Genomic DNA, 18,672 nt, shown 5'->3' with positions numbered 1-18,672 from the left:
GGGATAAATCATGGCCAACGTAAACCTAACCACACAAGCACCAGATGCCCGCAACAAAAAACTTGCGATCATTTTGTTGTGCGTTGTTGCGGGCATGGTGGGCTTGGCTTATGCGGCAGTGCCGATTTACCAGATTTTCTGTCAGGTCACAGGGTATGGCGGTACCACACAGCGCGCTGATGAAAGCGCAGCAGTGGGTATAATTGAGCGAGAAATGGGCGTGCGTTTTACCGCAAGCGTTGATGCAGGTCTTGCACTAGAGGTCAAACCTGCCAAGATGTCAGTCGATAAAATTGGCTCAAAGGTCACTGTTGTTTACACAGCGATCAACTTGAGCGACCAGCCGCTCAGCACAACGGCAGGCTTCAATGTGGCCCCGGCGGTTGCAGGGTCATATTTTAACAAGATTGAGTGTTTTTGCTTCACCGAGCAAACGTTGGCGCCAGGTGAAGTTAAGGAAATGCCGGTTGTCTATTATTTAGACCCGGAGTTGGATTTAGACAAAGAGCTTGATACCGTGAGGGAAGTCACGCTCTTTTACGCATTCTATGCTTCGTAAGGATTGGGAGAAGCTTAATGGCGGCACACGCTAAAAATCATGACTATCACTTGGTTGATCCAAGCCCGTGGCCATTTGTAGGCTCGGTTGCTGCATTCATCATGGCAGTTGGTGGCATCTATTGGATGCGCGCTGATGTTCCTTGGGTGTTTCTGATCGGCCTAACAGGCGTTCTCTACACCATGTTTGGCTGGTGGGCCGACGTGATCAAAGAAGCTCACGCGGGTGACCACACTCCGGTTGTTCAATTGCACCACCGCTATGGCATGATCTTGTTCATCGCCTCAGAGGTCATGTTCTTCGTGGCATGGTTCTGGGCCTATTTCGATGCCTTCTTCTACTATGATGAAATTCAACAATATGGCCGCGTAGCCGCAACCGGTGGTCATTGGCCCCCAACAGGCGTTGAATTGTTCGACCCTTGGCACCTACCAATCTTCAACACATTGTTGCTTGTGACCTCTGGTATGACCGTCACTTGGGCGCACCATGCTTTGTTGGAAAACGACCGTGAGGGCCTTAAATGGGGGCTCGTGCTTACCGTCATTCTTGGGGCAATCTTTACCTTTGTTCAAGGCGTAGAGTACGCATCAGCCGGCTTTAGCTTCTCTGGAAACATCTATGGCGCAACATTCTTCATGGCCACAGGCTTCCATGGTTTCCACGTTCTTGTTGGTACCATCTTCTTGTTGGTTTGCTTGTTCCGTGCATTGAATGGCCACTTCACACCCAAACAACACCTCGGGTTTGAGTTTGCCGCATGGTATTGGCACTTTGTTGACGTGATCTGGTTGTTCCTGTTTGCTGCCATCTATGTATGGGGCTCATGGGGCGTGGCAGTTGGTCACGGCTAAGCCGAGCACTTCGAATTCAAGGCGCGGGAAATACTCCCGCGCCTTTTTTGTTTGTCCAATTGGAAACGAACCCATGTCATCAAACTCCAATCGCAATTCAACCATTGGCACAGTGATATTTGTTGCGGGCATGCTGGCCGCTGCGCTTTTGTTCGTAACTCTTGGATTCTGGCAAATGGAGCGCCTCGGTTGGAAAGAGCAATTGATTGCCTCTGCGACTGAGCGAGCCAACGACCTCCCCACAAATGTCCCCAGTGCAGATCTTTGGGCCACCCTCGACCCTGAAAGCATAGATTTTCAACCGGTAACGCTTAAGGGTAGTTTCTTGGAGCATGGCGAAGCACGTATATTCATTTCCTTGCCACAGAAACGAAATCGTCATAGTGGGCCGGGCTATTGGATCGTGACCCCCTTTCAATTGGCCGACGCGGGTATTGTTTATGTGAACCGTGGGTTTGTGCCTCAAGAGCTGGCGTTCAACGCCGGTTATGCCGCAGCACCTATTGGGCAGATGACAATAACAGGTGTCTTGCGCAAACCCGAACGGGTAGGGGCCGCAACCCTTGAACCTGATTTGGCGAAAAATGTTGACTGGGTTATCAATCCTGCGCGCCTTTCAACTGTGCTGTTTGGTGATCTGGGCACGGTGGCGCCGTTCTATATAAATTGGCAACCCGCTGAAGAAGTGAAACTACCCCAGCCTGCGCAAACAGGTGAAATTGAGTTCTCCAATAAACACTTGGAGTATGCGCTGACGTGGTTTGCCCTAGCTGCCATGACGCCCGTTCTGCTTATTTTTTGGCTGTTGCGGCGCAAAAGAAACCAAAGCCTTGCAACTGAGCAAAGCGCGGACTAGGGTGCGCGCGAATAATTTCATGGATTGAATAATGCAATATATCAGCACCCGTGGCCTTGCGCCGCGCTTGGGTTTTTGTGACGCAGTTCTTGCCGGGCTTGCGCGCGATGGCGGTTTGTACTTGCCAGAGACATGGCCTCAAATTGATCACGCACAAATCGCTGCAATGGCCAATAAGCCCTTTGCCGACGTTGCGTTTGAAGTGATCTTGCCATTTGTCGACGGAGAAATCCCAGCCGACAAATTGCGCCAAATGCTCAATGATGCATACGGCACGTTTCGCCACTCAGCTGTTGCCCCTTTAGTTCAGACAGACGAAGGCCACTTTGTGCTCGAGTTGTTCCATGGCCCAACACTGGCATTTAAAGATGTGGCGATGCAATTTTTGGCACGCGTTATGGACCATATTTTGGGCGAACGCGATCAGCGCGCGACCATTGTGGGTGCAACCTCTGGCGACACCGGCTCTGCCGCAATTGAGGCGTTCCGGGGCCGCGAAAATACCGACATCTTCATTCTGCATCCCAAGGGCATGGTCTCGCCGGTGCAGCAACGTCAAATGACGACCGTACTCGACGCAAATGTGCACAACATCGCACTTGAAGGAAACTTTGATGATTGCCAAACCATCGTCAAAGACATGTTCAACAACTTGCATTTCCGTGATGGCGTTAGCCTTTCAGGTGTGAACTCCATCAACTGGGGTCGCATTGTGGCTCAGGTTGTTTATTATTTCACTTCGGCTGTTGCCCTTGGCGCGCCGCACCGCGAAGTCAGTTTCACCGTACCAACGGGCAATTTTGGTGACGTTTTTGCTGGTTTTGTTGCCCAAAAGATGGGTTTACCGATCAAGAATTTGATCATCGCCACAAACGAGAACGACATTTTGCGCCGTACAATGGATACGGGCCGCTATGAAATGGACGGCGTAAGCGCCACCACAAGCCCATCAATGGATATTCAAATCTCGTCAAATTTCGAACGTTTGTTATTTGAAGCCAACGATCGAAACGCCGAAGAAACCAAAGCGCAAATGGACGGGCTCAAGCAGTCTGGTAGTTTTGCTTTGTCTGAAAAAGCTTTGAAGAGCATCAAAGCAAAGTTTCAAGCGGGCACCTCCGACCAAGCGCAAACAGCAACTGTTCAACAACATGTGCTTGAACAATCCGGATACCTCATGGACCCGCACACAGCGGTTGCCTACAAAGTGGCACAAGAATTTGCCGAAACAGATGTGCCGATGATCACATTGTCGACCGCACATCCTGCCAAATTCCCCGCAGCCGTTAAATCGGCCACTCAAATCGATGCGGCATTACCCGCATGGCTTTCCGACCTTTATGAGCGCGAAGAGCGCTATGATGTTTTGGAAAATGCACAAGATGCGGTCGAGGCTTACATCAAAGCCCGCGCCCGTGCCAACAAGGAGCAATAATTTGCCAGTTCGTTCTACCACACTAGATAATGGTATGACCGTTATCACCCACTCTATGCCAAGTCTTGAAAGCGCATCTGTTGGCGTGTGGGCAAAAGCTGGATCGCGTTGCGAAACGGCTGAGGAACATGGCATCTCGCATTTGCTCGAGCATATGGCGTTTAAGGGAACGACCACACGTTCATCGCGCCAAATAGCGGAAGAGATCGAAAATGTGGGCGGCGATGTGAATGCCGCCACGAGTGTGGAGAACACCGGCTACTTCTCACGTATCCTAAAGGAAGACGTGGGCCTCGCCGCTGACATTCTATCGGATATTTTGCAGAATTCACTATTCAGTGCTGAAGAATTGCAGCGTGAAAAACACGTGATTGTGCAGGAAATCGGGGCCAGTCACGACGCGCCGGACGATTATGTCTACGACCTTTTCCAAGATGCAGCTTTTCAAGATCAGCCCATCGGGCGTTCAATTTTGGGTACCGTGGACTCTGTAGAAAGCTTCACGCCAGACGCAATCCGATCTTACATGGAACGCACCTATGTTGGTGACTCAATGGTCATGGCAGCAGCAGGCAACGTCAACCATGACCAGCTGGTCGACATTGCGGCCAAAAAATTTGATGGGCTAAAAGCAACAGGCGCTCCTGAACCCGTGGCCGCAAGGTTTGACGGCGGTGATATCCGCCTTGATCGCGACCACGAACAAGCGCACGTTTTGATCGGTGTTGAGGGCCGCGCCTATCATTCTGATGGCTTCTACGCCAGCCAGATTCTCGCCAGCATATTAGGTGGTGGCATGAGCTCACGCCTTTTCCAAGAAGTGCGCGAAAAACGTGGACTATGCTATTCGATCTATGCTTTCCACTGGGCCTTTGCGGACAGCGGTATTTTTGGCATTTCTGCGGCAACTGGTGACGATGATTTGGCTGAATTGGTGCCGGTCGTTCTTGATGAGCTTAAGCAGGCAACCTTGGACATTACCGAAACCGAAGTCGTGCGGGTACGCAACCAAATCCGCGCAGGGCTTTTGATGTCTTTGGAGCGCCCATCGTCTCGTGCGGGTCAATTGGCGCGGCAACAGCTGTTGTGGGGCCGACCTATCCCCATGGAAGAAACAATTGAGCGCATCAACAACATTGATGCTTCTCGCGTGATGGAAGTCGCTGAGCAATTGTTTAATGGTGCAAAACCTGTGGTGGCTGGTATCGGTCCGATGGCGAATCTTGCAGACTACGATAAGATTGAAAGCCAATTGAAATTCTAAGAACTCAATTTGAGGCTAAAGGTGCTGCGCACGCTCTTTAAAAAAGGACAACCAATTGAGCTGAAGTCAGACAGCTTGATTTTGCGCACGCCTACACTAAGCGATTATGAGCAATGGCGAGCGCTGCGCGAAGCCAGTCGTAAATATCTAGCGCCGTATGAGCCAACTTGGAACGAGACCGAATTGGCCCTATCCTCTTTTCGCGAACGTGTGCGTCGTGCCGAGCGTGAAGCTGTCGCGGAAGCTGCTTTCGCATTTTTTATCCACGATATATCAGGGGCCTCCCCTAAGCTGGTTGGGGGCATCAACCTCTCTGATATCCGTCGTCGTGTGGCCCAAACCGTCAATATCGGATATTGGATGGGGGAGCAAAATGCCAACCAAGGCATTATGACAAAAGCTGTCGGCATGGCATTGCCATTCATTTTTGAGCAGTTGAAGTTGCACAGAGCATGTGCAGCCTGCCTTGTCGACAACCAACGTTCTGTGCGTGTTTTGGAAAAAAATGGCTTCGTGCACGAAGGGCGAGCAGAAGGCTACCTAAAAATAAACGGAAAATGGCAAGATCATTTGTTGTTCGGCCTTACAAAAGAACGATTTGAATTCAATAGAACCGGCTAATAACTCGGGTAAACAACTATATCTGGTTGAAGCCGTGGCCATTTCTCGCTACGAAAAAGACCATTGGGAGTAGCTATATGCATCTTAAGCGGTTGCAGCGCGCAATTTTAGTGTTGATCGTGCAAGTCTTTTTGGTTTTTTCTGCTGCAAATGTGTGGGCCCTGGAAACAGTCACCATTCATGAAAATGTGGATGCGCTGGATCTATCTTTAGCGCTTGAAAACCGTGAAGGCAGCGACGGGCGCGTGCAATTGTCGACCGCGCCAGATGCTGAAGGCATCGTGCGGCGCATCGAAGTGCAAGCTGCAGAGCAGGGCTCAAACCCCAATTGGGCGCTGATCGCCATATCAAATCAAAATGATGTGCAGTTGGAACGTTTGCTGGTGGCACCGCATTTTCGCCTTCCCGGTTCTGGGGCGTTTGCGCCGGATTTGGGCGGCAAACGGATAAATGTTATTACCCCCAGCCAAGGCTTTCGCCCTGAGCGGGTGGTGGACAGGGAAGCTGATGTCTTTTCGATCACCATCGATCCGGGTGCCACAGTTACATTCATTATGGAACTTGAAGGCGCAAATGTGCCCGAACTCTATATGTGGGAACCCTCCGCCTATCGAGATTATGTAAGCTCATTCACTCTTTTTCGCGGCACATTGCTTGGGGTCTCCAGCCTTTTGGCCGTGTTCCTCACCATTATGTTTGTGGTCAAAGGCCGCGGTATATTCCCCGCCGTTGCCATGTTCGCCTGGGCAGTGCTGTTCTATCTGTTGGTTGATTTTGGCCTGATTGGAACCATCTTCGAGCTGTCGCCTGATCAACTGCGCACTTCGCGTGCCACCGCCGAGGCAGCCCTCGCCACCACCCTATTTGGCTATTTATTCATCTATCTCAATCTACACCGTTGGCACTTGCGCTTTATGCATTTGGCGTTGGCTATTGGTGTGGCACTTGCAGCCTTGATGGTGCTCTCATTCTTCCAACCGGTGCTCTCGATCGGCATTGCGCGCGCCATTTTGGCCGTCGTGGGTATGTTCGGCATCGTCGTGGTCGGTTTCCTCGCCATACGTGGCTACGACCGCGCCATTATGATCGTGCCCACCTGGATCATCACCGTAGCGTGGCTGGTGTTCGCATATATGGTGGTTTCTGGCAGCGTCAGCAACGACATTGCGCAATCTGCAGTAGCTGGCGGATTGGTGCTTATTGTAATGCTGCTCGGCTTCACCGCTATTCAACACGCATTTACAGATGATCAGGTTTCCGTTGGGCAAGTGTCCGATGTTGAGCGCCAGGCGTTGGCACTGATCGGCAGCGGCGATTTTGTTTTTGACTGGAATGTGGATCGCGACCGGGTTTCTGTTTCAGAAGCGCTTGCTGTGCGGCTTGGGGAAGCCAATGAAAGCTTGCAAGGCGCAATCAAGGGGTGGCTTGATCGGTTGCATCCAGAAGATCGTGACCGGTTCCGCACCGCGCTTGATACATTGGTCGAATTGAAACGGGGCAAAGTTTCCAGCGATTTTCGCATCATTTCTCACGATGGTAGCTATCGCAGTTTTCGCCTTAGGGTTAAGCCGGTTGTTGGCAACAATGGCGATGTAACGCGCTGCGTGGGCACATTGCAAGATGTCACAGACGAACGTAGTGCACGTGACCGTTTGATGCATGATGCTGTACATGACAGTTTGTCTGGCCTGCCCAACAAGCAATTACTGCTCGACCGTTTGGAGCGCGCCTTGGTGCGTTCGCGCGACCAAAAAGAAAACAAACCTGCCGTCTTTTTGGTCGATATCGACGGGTTTGGAAACCTTGATGAACGGATTGGCCATGTGGCCGCAGATTCTATTCTGCTGGCGATATCCCGCCGGCTTTCGCGTTTGATGCGACCATTGGATACATTGGCACGGATCAATGGTGACCAGTTCGCGGTGGTGCTTGTGTCCGAACAGAGCGCCACAAAAATTGCCGCCTTTGCCGAGCAGATGCGCAAGTCGATCCGCGAACCCATTAAATTTGGTAATGATGAATTGTCGATTTCTGCTTCCATTGGCGTGACGATTTACGACAATAAGCCAAACTCCGCAGACAATATTTTGCGCAATGCTGAATTGGCGATGATGTACGCAAAGCGCATGGGCGGTGATCGGATCGAAGCCTACCGCGCCAACACAAATGAATTGGGCGTGACGCAAAACTCGTTGGATGCAGACCTAGAACGCGCCATAGATCAGCGCGAAGTGCAAATGAACTTCCAGCCCATTTATGACCTTGCAAGCGGCCAGCTGGCCGGGGCTGAAGCCCTAATGCGCTGGAACCATCCGAACCGAGGTGCCATTAGCCCTGAAGAGTTTATACCGCTAGCAGAACGCAGTGGTTTGATCGAAAAACTTGGGCAAGTTGTGATTGAGCAAACAGCTATTCAATTGCGTGAATGGATGAAAGCAACAGAGCTGCCAGAGAAGTTCTTTGTGTCGCTCAACCTGTCAGCGCAACAATTGGCCAACGAAAATCTCTTGAATGAAATGCGGACATTGATTGCAACGCATGGCGAATTGGTCGACAAAATGTTGCTCGAGGTGACAGAGAGCCAAGTCATGTCCTCCCCAGAGCAATCCGCATATATTCTTGATGCGCTCAAAGGCATGGGTTTCCGTCTTGCGTTAGACGATTTTGGGGTGGGGCACTCGTCCCTGTCGTACCTCCACCGGTTCCCCTTTGACTTCGTCAAAATCCCGTCAACATTTGTTCAGATGGAAGCAAAGCACGGGATCATGCAAACCCAAATGCCCATCATGCGGGCTATCGTCACTTTAGCAAAAGAGTTGGATTTGCGGGTGATCGCAGAAGGGGCGGAGACCCCTGAAGAAGTAGAACGCTTAGAACTGCTAGAATGCCGTTATGTGCAAGGTTTCGCTTTTTCAAAGCCCGTAACCGGCCCGGAAATGGTCCAGCTGATCAAACGCGGGTTAAAGAAAGACGTCATTTCCAAGGTTGAGTAGAGCTTACGCGTGGCCAGCGGTGCTGGAAAGAAACGCAATGTCGATGCCCGCATATTTCAGTGCTTGGGTGTAGCGTTTGTCCATTGGGGTCGAGAAAATCAAATCTGATGACGCTGGTGTTGTGAGCCAGCCGTTGTCGCCGATTTCGTCCTCTAACTGCCCAGGTTCCCATCCGCAATAGCCAAGGGCCAAAAGCGCGTGGGAAGGGCCGTGACCATCAGCAATAGACTTCAAAACGTCCATCGTTGTGGATAGGCACAAGTCGTCGGATATGTTGATGGAGTTTTCCGGTGTTTCAAAATCTGCCGTATGCAACACAAATCCACGTCCTGTTTCAACAGGACCACCAACTACAATTGGTTGATCATAAGCCGATTTTTCGGGGTCGTTTTCTTCGACAATCTTTATATCAAACTGAGCCATCAGGTCGCCGAAATGCAGATCGGGCATCAGTTTGTTGACCACCAAGCCCATCGCCCCGTCCTCTTCACTGTGCGAGCAGACATAGACCACTGTATGCGCGAAACGCTCGTCTTCCATATCTGGCATAGCAACCAAAAACTGGCCGCGAAGAGAGAAACTCACCTGAAACTCCTATAGTTTTCTAGTTTCTATATATTTAGGCTACGCGCAAGTGGTAAACTTTCGATCACCAAAAGCTGATGACGATATGCTTCTATTTCTAATCTAAACAGTTTATCAAGAGCCCATGAACGCCCGGTATACCTGCTATTTCGCCCTCATGGCCGTAATATTGTTGCTGAATGCAACACAAACCGTCTTTGCCAGTGAAACAGAGTGGCAAGAAGTGGCCCCCGGTGCGCAATTGCGGCTTATTTCTTCCAACAGGCTCTCAGCAGATGGGCATGTGAAAGCCGCAATGCAGCTGCGCATGGCGCCTGGGCTCAAAACTTATTGGCGTGTACCAGGTGAAACGGGCATCCCGTTGGTTGCAACATGGCTTGGTTCTTCCAACGTTTTAAAAGGCTCATTTGACTGGCCATTTCCCAAGCGTTCGCTTGACTATGGGGTGATGGATTATGTGTTTGAGGGCGACATAACGGTACCCCTTAAACTTGCCCTTATTGATAATTCTCAAACCGCTAAACTGGTGGCTGCACTCAATCTTGGAATTTGTTCAGATATTTGCATTCCAGTGCGTTGGACCGGCCGACTTGATATCGATTTGCAAAAGGCCTCAGCCGGCCATGCATTCCGCATCAATGCCGCCTATGCCAATGTGCCAGCTCAAGATGATCGAGTTCATGCGCCGTTTTCGCGCATTGGCTATGACGCTCAATCCAATCGTTTGGTTATGGCAAGGGCTGCTGACCCTCTTTCCAACGAAAGCTTAATTGTTGATTTACCAAAAAATACGCTTTTGTTTGATGCGCCTCATTCTGCACCAGAATTGGGCCTTATGACGGTTGCAAGTTTGACGGATTTTGATTTATCCACTCTGGTCGATCAGCAAATTCGTTTGACATATGACAGCGCCGAAGGGCCATTTACCAAGATGGTTCGTGTTGAGGGCCTTTCGGTGGTCGACGGCGCGCTCATTTTTGAGTAGAAACGCTTAGAGCGACCCGAGCAAGTTTAGAACGCGAGTATAACCACATGCCTTTAGCAATTGGCGACAAGATACCCTCTGTTGGTGTCAAACTGATCACCCCACTTGGCCCCGAGGATATAGATTTTGCGCAATATGTTGGCAAAGGCACGAGTGTGCTTTTTTGCTTGCCCGCCGCATTTTCGACCACTTGTCACAATAACCATTTGCCAGGCTACATCGCATATGCGGAAAAGTTTGCAAAACTGGGGGTAAACCGTGTAGCCTGCCTATCGGTTAACGATCATTTTGTGATGTCCGCTTGGGCTGACCAAACGGGGGCCATGGGCACGATAGATATGATTGCAGATGGCAACGCTGAATTGGCGGTTGCTATGCACTCAGAAATTGATGCCCGAGCAGGGGGCATGGGAACACGATTTGCACGACTGGCCTATATCGTAAAAGACGGTGCAGTTGCTAAGGTGTTTGTTGAGACAGCAAAAGGGTCCACCGCCCAAACCGGCGCGGAGAACCTGTTGGCTGCAATTGAAGAAATGAACGTGGCACTTCCCGCGTGAATGAGAATAAAGTGAGTAGCTACATGTTGGCAATCAAGTTGGTCAAAGCGTTTGCAGTTGCGGCTGTTGCATCCGTTTCGCTGAGCGCGTGCGTTGGGTCATTTACCGGTGGAAATGGCAGCAGCCAGCTTCAAAATAAATCGGCAACACAAACTGAAATCGCCAACTCAGCACCAACAGCTTTTCCAATTGTTGCTAGCGAGTGTCCCGAGATTCGCGTTCGCCCAGGTGCAGAGGCATTTATGCTTTATGCCAAAGGCCAAGCCGGCGAAGCAAAAGGTTTGCGTTATCAGGCAGTGCTCGACAAACAGTCCCGTAATTGTTTGGTTTCAAACGGTTTGATTACCGTTAAAATGGGCGTGGTTGGCCGGTTGCTTGCCGGACCAAAAGGCGGCAACGACACGGTTAAAGTGCCCGTCCGGTTTGCTGTTGAGCGCGATGGACTATCTGTTTTTTCTCAAAAATACGATATCCCCATCACAATTACGCCACCTAATCAGGGCGAAGAGTTCATAAAAGTCGTCGAAAACGTAGCGATTCCTTATGTTGGCGGCGAAGAAATCATCATTTGGGTTGGCTTTGATCCAAAGGGATAAGTTCAAACTGATTGACCTGCGCCAGATTCCTAGCTAATTTGGCGCTGCATTAGCGGGAGAGACTGGTCTTCCAGCGCCGAAGGAGCAACCGCCCCGGAAACTCTCAGGCAAAAGGACCGCTAAGCACACAAAACTCTGGAAAGCGGAACGGGTCCATCCCAGTTCCCACCGAAGGACGTAGCCGGGAAAATATCCCCGGGAAATCTCTCAGGTAATCCGACAGAGGGGGCGCCAATGCGACACTGGTAAGTCGCGCTGGTACCTTTTGTCGAGTTTTACGAGGGATTTATGGCTGGGGCTTCAAACGAAAATCTACAAACCACTCCACTAAACGACACCCATATTGCTTGGGGCGGTCGCATGGTTGGTTTTGCTGGCTTCTCAATGCCAGTGCAATATAAAGGCGTCATTGCCGAGCACGAACAAACGCGCTCATCTGCAAGCCTTTTCGATGTTTCACACATGGGGCAAGTTATTGTAACTGGCCCAGACCATGAAACCACCGCACAAGCCCTTGAAAGCTTGATGCCGGGCGATCTGGTTGGTTTAAACCCAGGTGAAATGCGCTACACCCTGTTGCTGAACGATCAAGGCGGCATCGAAGACGATCTGATCGTCACCCGCCCGATCGAAGAGGGCACCGATGGTGTTTTGATGATCGTTTTCAACGCTGGCCGCAAAGACCACGATGTTGCGATTTTGCGTGAAAAACTAGATCCAAGCATTAAGGTTGAGACCTTTTGGGACAAAGCGCTGATGGCGCTGCAGGGCCCAAAAGCAGCAAGTGTTTTGGCCCGCTATTGCGATTTGCCCACAAAGCTCTCGTTCATGAACGCCGCTGCAACAAAAATCGAAGGCATGGACGTTTATGTGTCGCGCTCTGGTTATACGGGCGAAGATGGCTTCGAGCTTTCAGTTGAAGCAAAAGACGCTGTTAAATTGGCTCAGCTGCTTGTGGGCAACGACGAAGTAGAGCCTGCCGGCTTGGGCGCGCGCGACAGTTTGCGCCTTGAAGCAGGCCTTTGCCTATATGGCCACGATATGGACGATCATCGTGATCCGATCAGCGCAGGCTTGATTTTTGCCATCGGCAAAGGTCGTCGTGTTGAAGGCGGGTTCCCCGGTGCATCAACCATTCAAAAAATCATCAAAGATGGCGCGACACAAAAACGTGCAGGCGTACGTTTTGAAGGTCGCATGCCCGTGCGCGAAGGCGCAGAAATCGTTGATGCTGACGGCAACAAAATTGGCGTGGTCACATCCGGTACTTTTGGCCCAACAATTGGTGCACCAGTTGCATTTGCCTATGTACCTGCAGACCTTGCCAAGCTAGGTACTGAATTGACCGCCATTGTGCGCGGCAAGCCCGTCAAAGGCGTGGTTGAAAAACTTCCATTTACACCTGCAAACTATGTGCGTTTGTAGAATAGATATCGGACCAAGGGGGACCAAATGAGCAATACACATTACACCGAAGACCACGAATATATCGCAGTTGATGGCAACACAGGCACAGTTGGTATTTCCGACTATGCACAAAATCAATTGGGCGACGTGGTGTTTGTTGACGTGCCAGAAGTTGGTGCAAAATTTTCAAAAGGCGACGAAGTTGCTGTTGTTGAATCAGTAAAAGCTGCGTCAGAAATTTACGCACCTGTTTCAGGCACCGTTATCGCTGTAAACGAAAAATTGGCTGATGAGCCTGGTCTTGTGAATTCAAGCCCAGCGGGCGACGGCTGGTTCTTTAAAATCGAAATCGATGATGCTGGCGACCTTGAAGGCTTGATGAGCGAAGACGCTTACAAAGCCCACACTGCCTAAGTTCAAAGGGAAACTATATGCGTTACCTCCCGCATTCAAATAGGGACAGAAAAGTGATGATGGATGCCATTGGCATCCAGTCGTCCGATGAGCTGTTCGCAAAAGTGCCAAGCAAAGTGTTTAACACTGCAAAGCTTGATTTGCCTGACCACCAGCCAGAGTTTGCTGTTGAAGCGACCATTCGTGGGTTTGCCAACAAAAACCGCGCAGCCGGCGACGGGCCATTTTTCGTGGGAGCTGGCGCATATCGCCACCACGTGCCAGCCAGCGTTGATCATTTGATCCAGCGTTCTGAGTTTTTGACCGCTTACACACCGTACCAACCAGAGATTTCTCAAGGTACGCTGCAAATGCTGTTTGAATTCCAAACACAAGTGGCCAACCTAACCGGCATGGAAGTGGCAAACGCTTCAATGTACGACGGCTCAACCGCTACGGTTGAAGCTGTGCTGATGGCACGTCGCTTAAAACGTCGTCCGGGCATTGTTTTGTCTGGCGGCCTTCACCCACAGTATCGCGACACTGTTGCGACATACATGGGCGACGACGAGGGCTTTGTTTGCTTGCCTTCTGATCCAACAGCGACAGAAGACATCATCGCCCAAATCGACGACACCACAGCGGCGGTTGTTGTGCAATCTCCAGATTTCTTCGGCAATTTGCGTGATCTACGTCCGATCGCTGAAGCTGCGCACGAAAAAGGCGCTTTGCTGATTGCGGTTTTCACCGAAGTGATCTCCCTTGGTGCCATTGAATCTCCTGGCGCTCAGGGCGCGGACATTGTGGTTGGCGAAGGCCAGTCTATCGGCAATCCTTTGACATTTGGCGGACCTTACGTCGGCCTGATGGCAACCCGTCCGAACCTTGTGCGGCAGATGCCAGGCCGTGTTTGCGGTGAAACCGTAGACGCTGAAGGCAACCGCGGTTTCGTGTTGACCTTGTCGACGCGTGAGCAGCACATTCGACGCGACAAAGCCACATCAAACATTTGCACCAACTCTGGTCTTTGTGCATTGGCGTTCTCTATCCACATGTCATTGCTCGGCCAAAAAGGCCTTTCGCAAATGGCAGCATTGAGCCACCAGCAAGCTTACAAAACCGCAGATGCCCTAACGGCAATTGAAGGCGTTGAGTTGGTCAATGAGCATTATTTCAACGAGTTCACCGTGCGTTTGCAAAAAGCGGCTGCACCAATTGTTGAAGCTTTGGCTGAAAAAGGCGTTTTGGGTGGTGTACCGGTTTCTCGTTTGGAGCCGGGCAAAAAGGAACTTGAAAACTTGCTTGTGGTTGCCGCAACGGAACTGACAAGCGATGCTGATATCGCAGCCTTTGCCGCTGCATTGAAGGAGGTCATCTGATGTTGAACAATCAAGGCCGTCCAACAAACGTAGATAACGTTAATTCAAATGTAGGTGCCTCGAGCGGCGCTGCTTTGTTGCCATCTGAGCCCTTGCTCTTTGAAGTTGGCGACAAAAACAAATCTGGCGTGGATCTACCAAAAACAGACACCGACTTCTCCTCCCGTCTGGGTGGATTTGCACGCCAGACCCCAATCAACTTGCCGGGTCTGACAGAGCCTCAATCAATGCGCCACTATGTGCGCATGAGCCGATTGAACTATTCAATCGATGCGGGCTTCTACCCGCTTGGGTCGTGCACTATGAAGCACAACCCACGTCTGAACGAAAAAATGGCGCGTTTGCCCGGTATTGCCGACATTCACCCGCTTCAACCTCAATCAACTGTGCAAGGCGCAATTGAATTGATGGAAGAATTGGGTCGTTGGTTGATGGAATTGACCGGCACAGGTGCTGTTGCTATGGCACCAAAAGCGGGCGCCCACGGCGAAATGTGCGGCATGATGGCCATCAAAGCTGCGCACGAAGCAAAGGGCCAAGGCCATCGCAAACTCGTGCTGGTGCCAGAAAGTGCACACGGTACAAACCCGGCAACTGCCGCCTTCCTTGGTTATAAAGTGAAGGAAATTAAGGCCCGCAAAGATGGCACAGTAGACGTACAAGCGGTCAAAGACGCTTTGGACGAAAACGTAGCTGGCATCATGCTCACCAACCCAAATACCTGTGGTTTGTTTGAGCCTGACGTGATCGAAATCGCTGATGCGGTTCATGAAGCTGGTGCATACTTCTATTGTGATGGCGCGAACTTTAACGCCATCATGGGCGTTGTTCGCCCGGGCGATTTGGGCATTGATGCAATGCACATCAACTTGCATAAAACCTTCTCTACCCCACACGGTGGTGGTGGACCAGGTGCGGGGCCGGTTGTGCTTTCTGATGCATTGGCACCCTATGCGCCATTGCCTTATGTCAAACGTGATGGCGATGCGGTCTCCTTGGTTGAAAACCAAGACGGGTCTGATGATCACCTTGGCCGTATGTCAGCGTTCCATGGCCAAATGGGCATGTATGTGCGCGCGCTGACATTCAAACTGTCACATGGCGCAGATGGTATCGAGCAAGCAGCCCGCGATGCGGTGTTGAACGCGAACTACCTTAAAGCCAAGCTTTCAGATGTGTTTAATGCGCCATTTGATGGTCAGCCTTGTATGCACGAAGTTCTGTTCGACGATTCAAGCCTTAAGGGCACAGGCGTTTCCACGCTTGACCTTGCCAAAGCGATGATCGACGAGGGCTATCACCCGATGACCATGTACTTCCCATTGGTGGTGCATGGCGCCATGTTGATCGAGCCGACAGAAAGCGAAAGCTTGCACACGCTTGATCAGTTTATCGGCACCATGCGTGAATTGATGGCAGATGCGAAAGCGGGCAATATCGACCGCTTCGTCAACGCCCCGATGAAAGCGCCAATGCGCCGTTTGGATGAAACTCAAGCTGCTCGCTCACCGCATTTGCGTTGGGACGAGCCAGAAGATGACGCAGCGGTTGCAGCTGCCGAATAATCTTCAAAACCAACAAAGAGCGGCAAAACAATAATAAATAGCCGCTTTCTTAGGCGGTGGGTTCTGCAGAACCCACCGCCTTTATTTTGCGTCCGGTCCGGCTATGCGCTGGCGAAACAGGAGGTTTTCACTTTCTCGGCATCTTCAACGACTTCCGCAATATCGGTCACCAGCAACATAAGCTGCGCAATCAGAGCGATGCCTTCAGTGGCAAACCAAGCGATGAGCTGGGCAACGAATGTGATCGCAAATTTGATCTTGTCCCAAGTGCTCGTGATGGCTGATGATACTGCGGACAACAATATCTGGAAAAAATTACCGTTGTAGACATCTCCAAGCAGCTTGAATATCTGGTAAGCCTTTTGCGAATTGGAAGTTGCAGTTTTTAGGTTTTCGATGGTTTCCTTGAGATCATGCATGCCATCAATTTCAACCTTTAGTGCAAGTCTTTCCGCAATGGACGCCTTGCCCGGGATTCTCAATCCCATTATCCCGATCACCGTAACAAAAGCATCAACAAAGAGCGAGGCAGCAGCTGATTGGCAACTTGTTGGGGCAGGAGGCGGTGTTGTACTCGTTTCAGGCTCAAGATCGAACATGCCTTCAAGCTCCACCAATTCGGTGTCCGTTGGCGTTGTCCCTTCAATAATGTTCTTGATGATTAGTTCATTATACTTGTCGAGCGATTTGTCATATTTCGGATAGAGTTCGCCGAGCTTGTCAATTGCTGCATTGAGGTTTAGGCCGAGGTGAAACTTCTCCCAAGGGCCCGCTGTGTATTGACAGTTGACCGTGCCAGCGCCGCTTGGGTTCGGCGCGGTTACGCCAGTTCCGTCCAACCGCAAATAGACACCAGGAAACTGGTTTGATTCAATGGTAACGATATTGCCGTGCGCCTCGCTTGTTTCAACAATGGCAATATTGAATTTCTCCCACGGTCCCGCTGTATATTGGCAATTGATTGTGCCGCCGCCATTTGGGGTGGGCGCGACCACCCCGTTCCCATCCATCCGCAGGAATACGTTTGGAAATGTCAAAGAGCGGAACGAGAACGTGCCATCATCGTTACGCTCCAGCGCATATGTCTCCCACGGTCCCGCTGTATACTGACAGTTTACAGTGCCAGCGCCGTTTGGTTCGAATTTGGTGACACCAGTGCCGTCCATGCGAACAAACACATCCTGGAAGTGTTGAGATCCGATTGAAACGGGAAAGAAATCTATTTGGCCAGTTACGGTCATGTGCAATCTCCAAAAAACAATTCAAAAAATACCCTGCTGCGCCGTTCGTTTTCGTGCAATTGAACGAAGTTTGTGAATCAAGGTTTGTGCAGATTATGGGGCTGTTTTTGGTGCAACAAGACGTGGTCAATACCTAGTGCGGCGTTCAAAAAAAGTTAGTGTTTTTCCGAGATTCGCGGCATTGACAACGCGCTTGTGGAATAGTGAATGCTTTGAGGTTGGAACTTTACCCCGCAGGATAAGCTGATAAACTGTTCACTTGATCAATTGATGTGGTCAATGATGCGTGCCCACATAATGCCAATACAGGATGAAAAATGAAAATTCGAAAAGCCTATGGGCACGAACTGCCATTGCTTTCTGAACTTTGCCTGCGCTCCAAAGCATATTGGAAATATGATCACGCGTTCATTGAGGCATGCCGTGAAGAATTGACCCTTACACCTGAAAACTTGGCCGATGACTATGTGATGGTTGCTGAGGATGAGGGGCGTGCCGCTGGGGTCGTCCATTTGGTATTAGAAGGCACGACTGCTGAACTGGAAAAGTTGTTTGTTGATCCGAAATGGATTGGCAAAGGTGTCGGCCGTCAGTTGTTTAGTTGGGCCTTGGAAACAGCCCGTGCAAAAGGGGCGACACTGATGAATGTGGTTGCCGATCCCGGCGCCGCTCCGTTTTATGAACGTATGGGTTTCAAACAATTTGCGACGGTGGCGTCCGGGTCAATCCCGGGGCGAACCTTGCCGCATATGCGCCTTCAACTCGATTAATTGTTTGCTACAGGATCGACTTGCCGGGTTCTGGGGGCTTGGCCACCGTTTTGTGGCCCAACTGCCAAGAGAGTCCAAACCTGTCGATGACCCAAGTGTATCTTGCTGAAAACTCATAGGAATCAAGAGGCATCAGGACCTTTCCGTGGGCGGACAACGCTTTGTGGTACTCGTCGACTTCCGCAATGCTTTCACAATTGACAAAGAAAGACTGCGAGGGGCTAAACGCAAACTTGTGTGTAATCGCGCTATCAATAAAGATCATCTTTTGTCCGGCAATGAACAGGGTAGAGTGCATTACCGACCCTTCGGCGCCCATGCCATCGACCCCGTAGCGTACAATGCTCTCGAGCCGGCTGCCTTTAAAAACCGACAAGTAAAAGTTGATTGCTTCTTCAGCTTGGCCGTTAAACATGACAAATGGGGTTACCGCACTAGGCATTGTCAATTCCGCAAGATTGAGGTTCGTTTGGGAACGATCATAGTTGGAAAGAGTCAACACAAGTTTATCATGGCGCTCTGGATCAAGGTTCAAAAGATACTGCTCAGGAACAATATGTCGAAACCCAACAACAATAACCGCTACATGCCGCTTGGCAGACTTCCGTT

The 18,672-nt window shown here is 50.7% G+C and carries 18 protein-coding genes and 1 riboswitch; of the genes, 15 read left to right on the top strand and 3 right to left on the bottom strand.

Annotated elements, in window-relative coordinates:
• Positions 1-10: 10 nt before the first annotated feature.
• The 7 genes from O4H47_RS03485 (at position 11) to O4H47_RS03455 (ending at position 8,582) form a co-directional block, all read left to right on the top strand.
• Complete coding sequence (locus tag O4H47_RS03485) at positions 11-559, top strand: cytochrome c oxidase assembly protein (RefSeq protein ID WP_269392547.1); 549 nt, start codon at positions 11-13, stop codon at positions 557-559.
• 17 nt (positions 560-576) lie between these two features.
• Positions 577-1,413 (top strand): cytochrome c oxidase subunit 3, encoded by an 837-nt coding sequence (locus tag O4H47_RS03480; protein WP_269392546.1) that lies wholly within the window; start codon positions 577-579, stop codon positions 1,411-1,413.
• Between the two features lie 73 nt (positions 1,414-1,486).
• Positions 1,487-2,269 (top strand): SURF1 family protein, encoded by a 783-nt coding sequence (locus tag O4H47_RS03475; RefSeq protein WP_269392545.1) that lies wholly within the window; start codon positions 1,487-1,489, stop codon positions 2,267-2,269.
• A 31-nt stretch (positions 2,270-2,300) separates the two neighbouring features.
• Positions 2,301-3,704 (top strand): threonine synthase, encoded by a 1,404-nt coding sequence (gene thrC / locus O4H47_RS03470; protein WP_269392544.1) that lies wholly within the window; start codon positions 2,301-2,303, stop codon positions 3,702-3,704.
• Position 3,705: 1 nt separating this feature from the next.
• The gene (locus tag O4H47_RS03465; RefSeq protein WP_269392543.1) at positions 3,706-4,968 is read left to right on the top strand and encodes a M16 family metallopeptidase; all 1,263 of its coding nucleotides are present in this window, start codon (positions 3,706-3,708) and stop codon (positions 4,966-4,968) included.
• A 21-nt stretch (positions 4,969-4,989) separates the two neighbouring features.
• Positions 4,990-5,589, top strand: coding sequence for a GNAT family N-acetyltransferase (locus tag O4H47_RS03460; RefSeq protein ID WP_269392542.1), 600 nt, complete (start codon positions 4,990-4,992; stop codon positions 5,587-5,589).
• 77 nt (positions 5,590-5,666) lie between these two features.
• Positions 5,667-8,582: an EAL domain-containing protein gene (locus O4H47_RS03455; RefSeq protein WP_269392541.1), complete on the top strand. Its 2,916-nt coding sequence runs from the start codon at positions 5,667-5,669 to the stop codon at positions 8,580-8,582.
• 3 nt (positions 8,583-8,585) lie between these two features.
• On the opposite strand, the gene O4H47_RS03450 is transcribed toward O4H47_RS03455, so the two are convergent.
• Positions 8,586-9,167 (bottom strand): YqgE/AlgH family protein, encoded by a 582-nt coding sequence (locus tag O4H47_RS03450; RefSeq protein ID WP_269392540.1) that lies wholly within the window; start codon positions 9,165-9,167, stop codon positions 8,586-8,588.
• A 124-nt stretch (positions 9,168-9,291) separates the two neighbouring features.
• On the opposite strand from O4H47_RS03450, the gene O4H47_RS03445 reads away from it, so the two are divergent.
• From O4H47_RS03445 to gcvPB, 7 genes are all read left to right on the top strand, one after another.
• Positions 9,292-10,152, top strand: a complete 861-nt coding sequence (locus O4H47_RS03445) for a protein-disulfide reductase DsbD domain-containing protein (RefSeq protein ID WP_269392539.1) — start codon at positions 9,292-9,294, stop codon at positions 10,150-10,152.
• A gap of 47 nt (positions 10,153-10,199) precedes the next feature.
• Positions 10,200-10,712 (top strand): peroxiredoxin family protein, encoded by a 513-nt coding sequence (locus O4H47_RS03440; RefSeq protein WP_269392538.1) that lies wholly within the window; start codon positions 10,200-10,202, stop codon positions 10,710-10,712.
• A gap of 11 nt (positions 10,713-10,723) precedes the next feature.
• Positions 10,724-11,308 carry a hypothetical protein gene (locus tag O4H47_RS03435; RefSeq protein WP_269392537.1) on the top strand — a complete coding sequence of 195 codons (585 nt, stop codon included), beginning with the start codon at positions 10,724-10,726 and terminating at the stop codon, positions 11,306-11,308.
• Positions 11,309-11,351: 43 nt separating this feature from the next.
• Positions 11,352-11,437: riboswitch (glycine riboswitch) on the top strand.
• Between the two features lie 159 nt (positions 11,438-11,596).
• The gene (gene gcvT / locus O4H47_RS03430; protein ID WP_269392536.1) at positions 11,597-12,733 is read left to right on the top strand and encodes a glycine cleavage system aminomethyltransferase GcvT; all 1,137 of its coding nucleotides are present in this window, start codon (positions 11,597-11,599) and stop codon (positions 12,731-12,733) included.
• A gap of 27 nt (positions 12,734-12,760) precedes the next feature.
• On the top strand, positions 12,761-13,129 hold the full coding sequence (gene gcvH / locus O4H47_RS03425; protein ID WP_269392535.1) for a glycine cleavage system protein GcvH: 369 nt from the start codon (positions 12,761-12,763) through the stop codon (positions 13,127-13,129).
• A gap of 17 nt (positions 13,130-13,146) precedes the next feature.
• On the top strand, positions 13,147-14,487 hold the full coding sequence (gcvPA, locus tag O4H47_RS03420; RefSeq protein ID WP_269392534.1) for an aminomethyl-transferring glycine dehydrogenase subunit GcvPA: 1,341 nt from the start codon (positions 13,147-13,149) through the stop codon (positions 14,485-14,487).
• A complete protein-coding gene (gene gcvPB / locus O4H47_RS03415; RefSeq protein WP_269392533.1) occupies positions 14,487-16,052 on the top strand; it encodes an aminomethyl-transferring glycine dehydrogenase subunit GcvPB in 1,566 nt (521 codons plus the stop codon). Before gcvPA ends, gcvPB begins: the two co-directional genes overlap by 1 nt.
• Before the next feature lie 101 nt (positions 16,053-16,153).
• Here gcvPB and O4H47_RS03410 read toward each other — a convergent pair whose 3' ends face one another.
• Positions 16,154-17,293 (bottom strand): fascin domain-containing protein, encoded by a 1,140-nt coding sequence (locus O4H47_RS03410; protein WP_269392532.1) that lies wholly within the window; start codon positions 17,291-17,293, stop codon positions 16,154-16,156.
• Positions 17,294-17,610: 317 nt separating this feature from the next.
• Here O4H47_RS03410 and O4H47_RS03405 point away from each other — a divergent pair, with 317 nt between their 5' ends.
• Positions 17,611-18,063: a GNAT family N-acetyltransferase gene (locus tag O4H47_RS03405; protein WP_269392531.1), complete on the top strand. Its 453-nt coding sequence runs from the start codon at positions 17,611-17,613 to the stop codon at positions 18,061-18,063.
• A 7-nt stretch (positions 18,064-18,070) separates the two neighbouring features.
• Here the strand turns inward: O4H47_RS03405 and O4H47_RS03400 are convergent, their stop codons facing one another.
• Positions 18,071-18,505 carry a VOC family protein gene (locus tag O4H47_RS03400; RefSeq protein WP_269392530.1) on the bottom strand — a complete coding sequence of 145 codons (435 nt, stop codon included), beginning with the start codon at positions 18,503-18,505 and terminating at the stop codon, positions 18,071-18,073.
• Between the last annotated feature and the right edge of the window lie 167 nt (positions 18,506-18,672).

Origin of the sequence: Maritalea porphyrae (assembly GCF_027213965.1) — a bacterium.
Lineage (GTDB): Bacteria > Pseudomonadota > Alphaproteobacteria > Rhizobiales > Devosiaceae > Maritalea > Maritalea porphyrae_A.
Note: the sequence above shows the minus strand (reverse complement) of the source record. Positions and strands in the feature narration are given on the sequence as shown.

Bases quoted from the DNA above. Each gene is read 5' to 3' on its own strand.
- thrC (WP_269392544.1), top strand. From the start codon at position 2,301: ATGCAATATATCAGCACCCGTGGCCTTGCGCCGCGCTTGGGTTTTTGT.
- O4H47_RS03410 (WP_269392532.1), bottom strand. From the start codon at position 17,293: ATGACCGTAACTGGCCAAATAGATTTCTTTCCCGTTTCAATCGGATCT.
- O4H47_RS03485 (WP_269392547.1), top strand. From the start codon at position 11: ATGGCCAACGTAAACCTAACCACACAAGCACCAGATGCCCGCAACAAA.
- O4H47_RS03440 (WP_269392538.1), top strand. From the start codon at position 10,200: ATGCCTTTAGCAATTGGCGACAAGATACCCTCTGTTGGTGTCAAACTG.
- gcvPA (WP_269392534.1), top strand. From the start codon at position 13,147: ATGCGTTACCTCCCGCATTCAAATAGGGACAGAAAAGTGATGATGGAT.
- O4H47_RS03400 (WP_269392530.1), bottom strand. From the start codon at position 18,505: ATGCCTAGTGCGGTAACCCCATTTGTCATGTTTAACGGCCAAGCTGAA.
- gcvPB (WP_269392533.1), top strand. From the start codon at position 14,487: ATGTTGAACAATCAAGGCCGTCCAACAAACGTAGATAACGTTAATTCA.
- O4H47_RS03455 (WP_269392541.1), top strand. From the start codon at position 5,667: ATGCATCTTAAGCGGTTGCAGCGCGCAATTTTAGTGTTGATCGTGCAA.
- O4H47_RS03480 (WP_269392546.1), top strand. From the start codon at position 577: ATGGCGGCACACGCTAAAAATCATGACTATCACTTGGTTGATCCAAGC.
- O4H47_RS03445 (WP_269392539.1), top strand. From the start codon at position 9,292: ATGAACGCCCGGTATACCTGCTATTTCGCCCTCATGGCCGTAATATTG.
- gcvT (WP_269392536.1), top strand. From the start codon at position 11,597: ATGGCTGGGGCTTCAAACGAAAATCTACAAACCACTCCACTAAACGAC.
- O4H47_RS03405 (WP_269392531.1), top strand. From the start codon at position 17,611: ATGAAAATTCGAAAAGCCTATGGGCACGAACTGCCATTGCTTTCTGAA.
- O4H47_RS03475 (WP_269392545.1), top strand. From the start codon at position 1,487: ATGTCATCAAACTCCAATCGCAATTCAACCATTGGCACAGTGATATTT.
- gcvH (WP_269392535.1), top strand. From the start codon at position 12,761: ATGAGCAATACACATTACACCGAAGACCACGAATATATCGCAGTTGAT.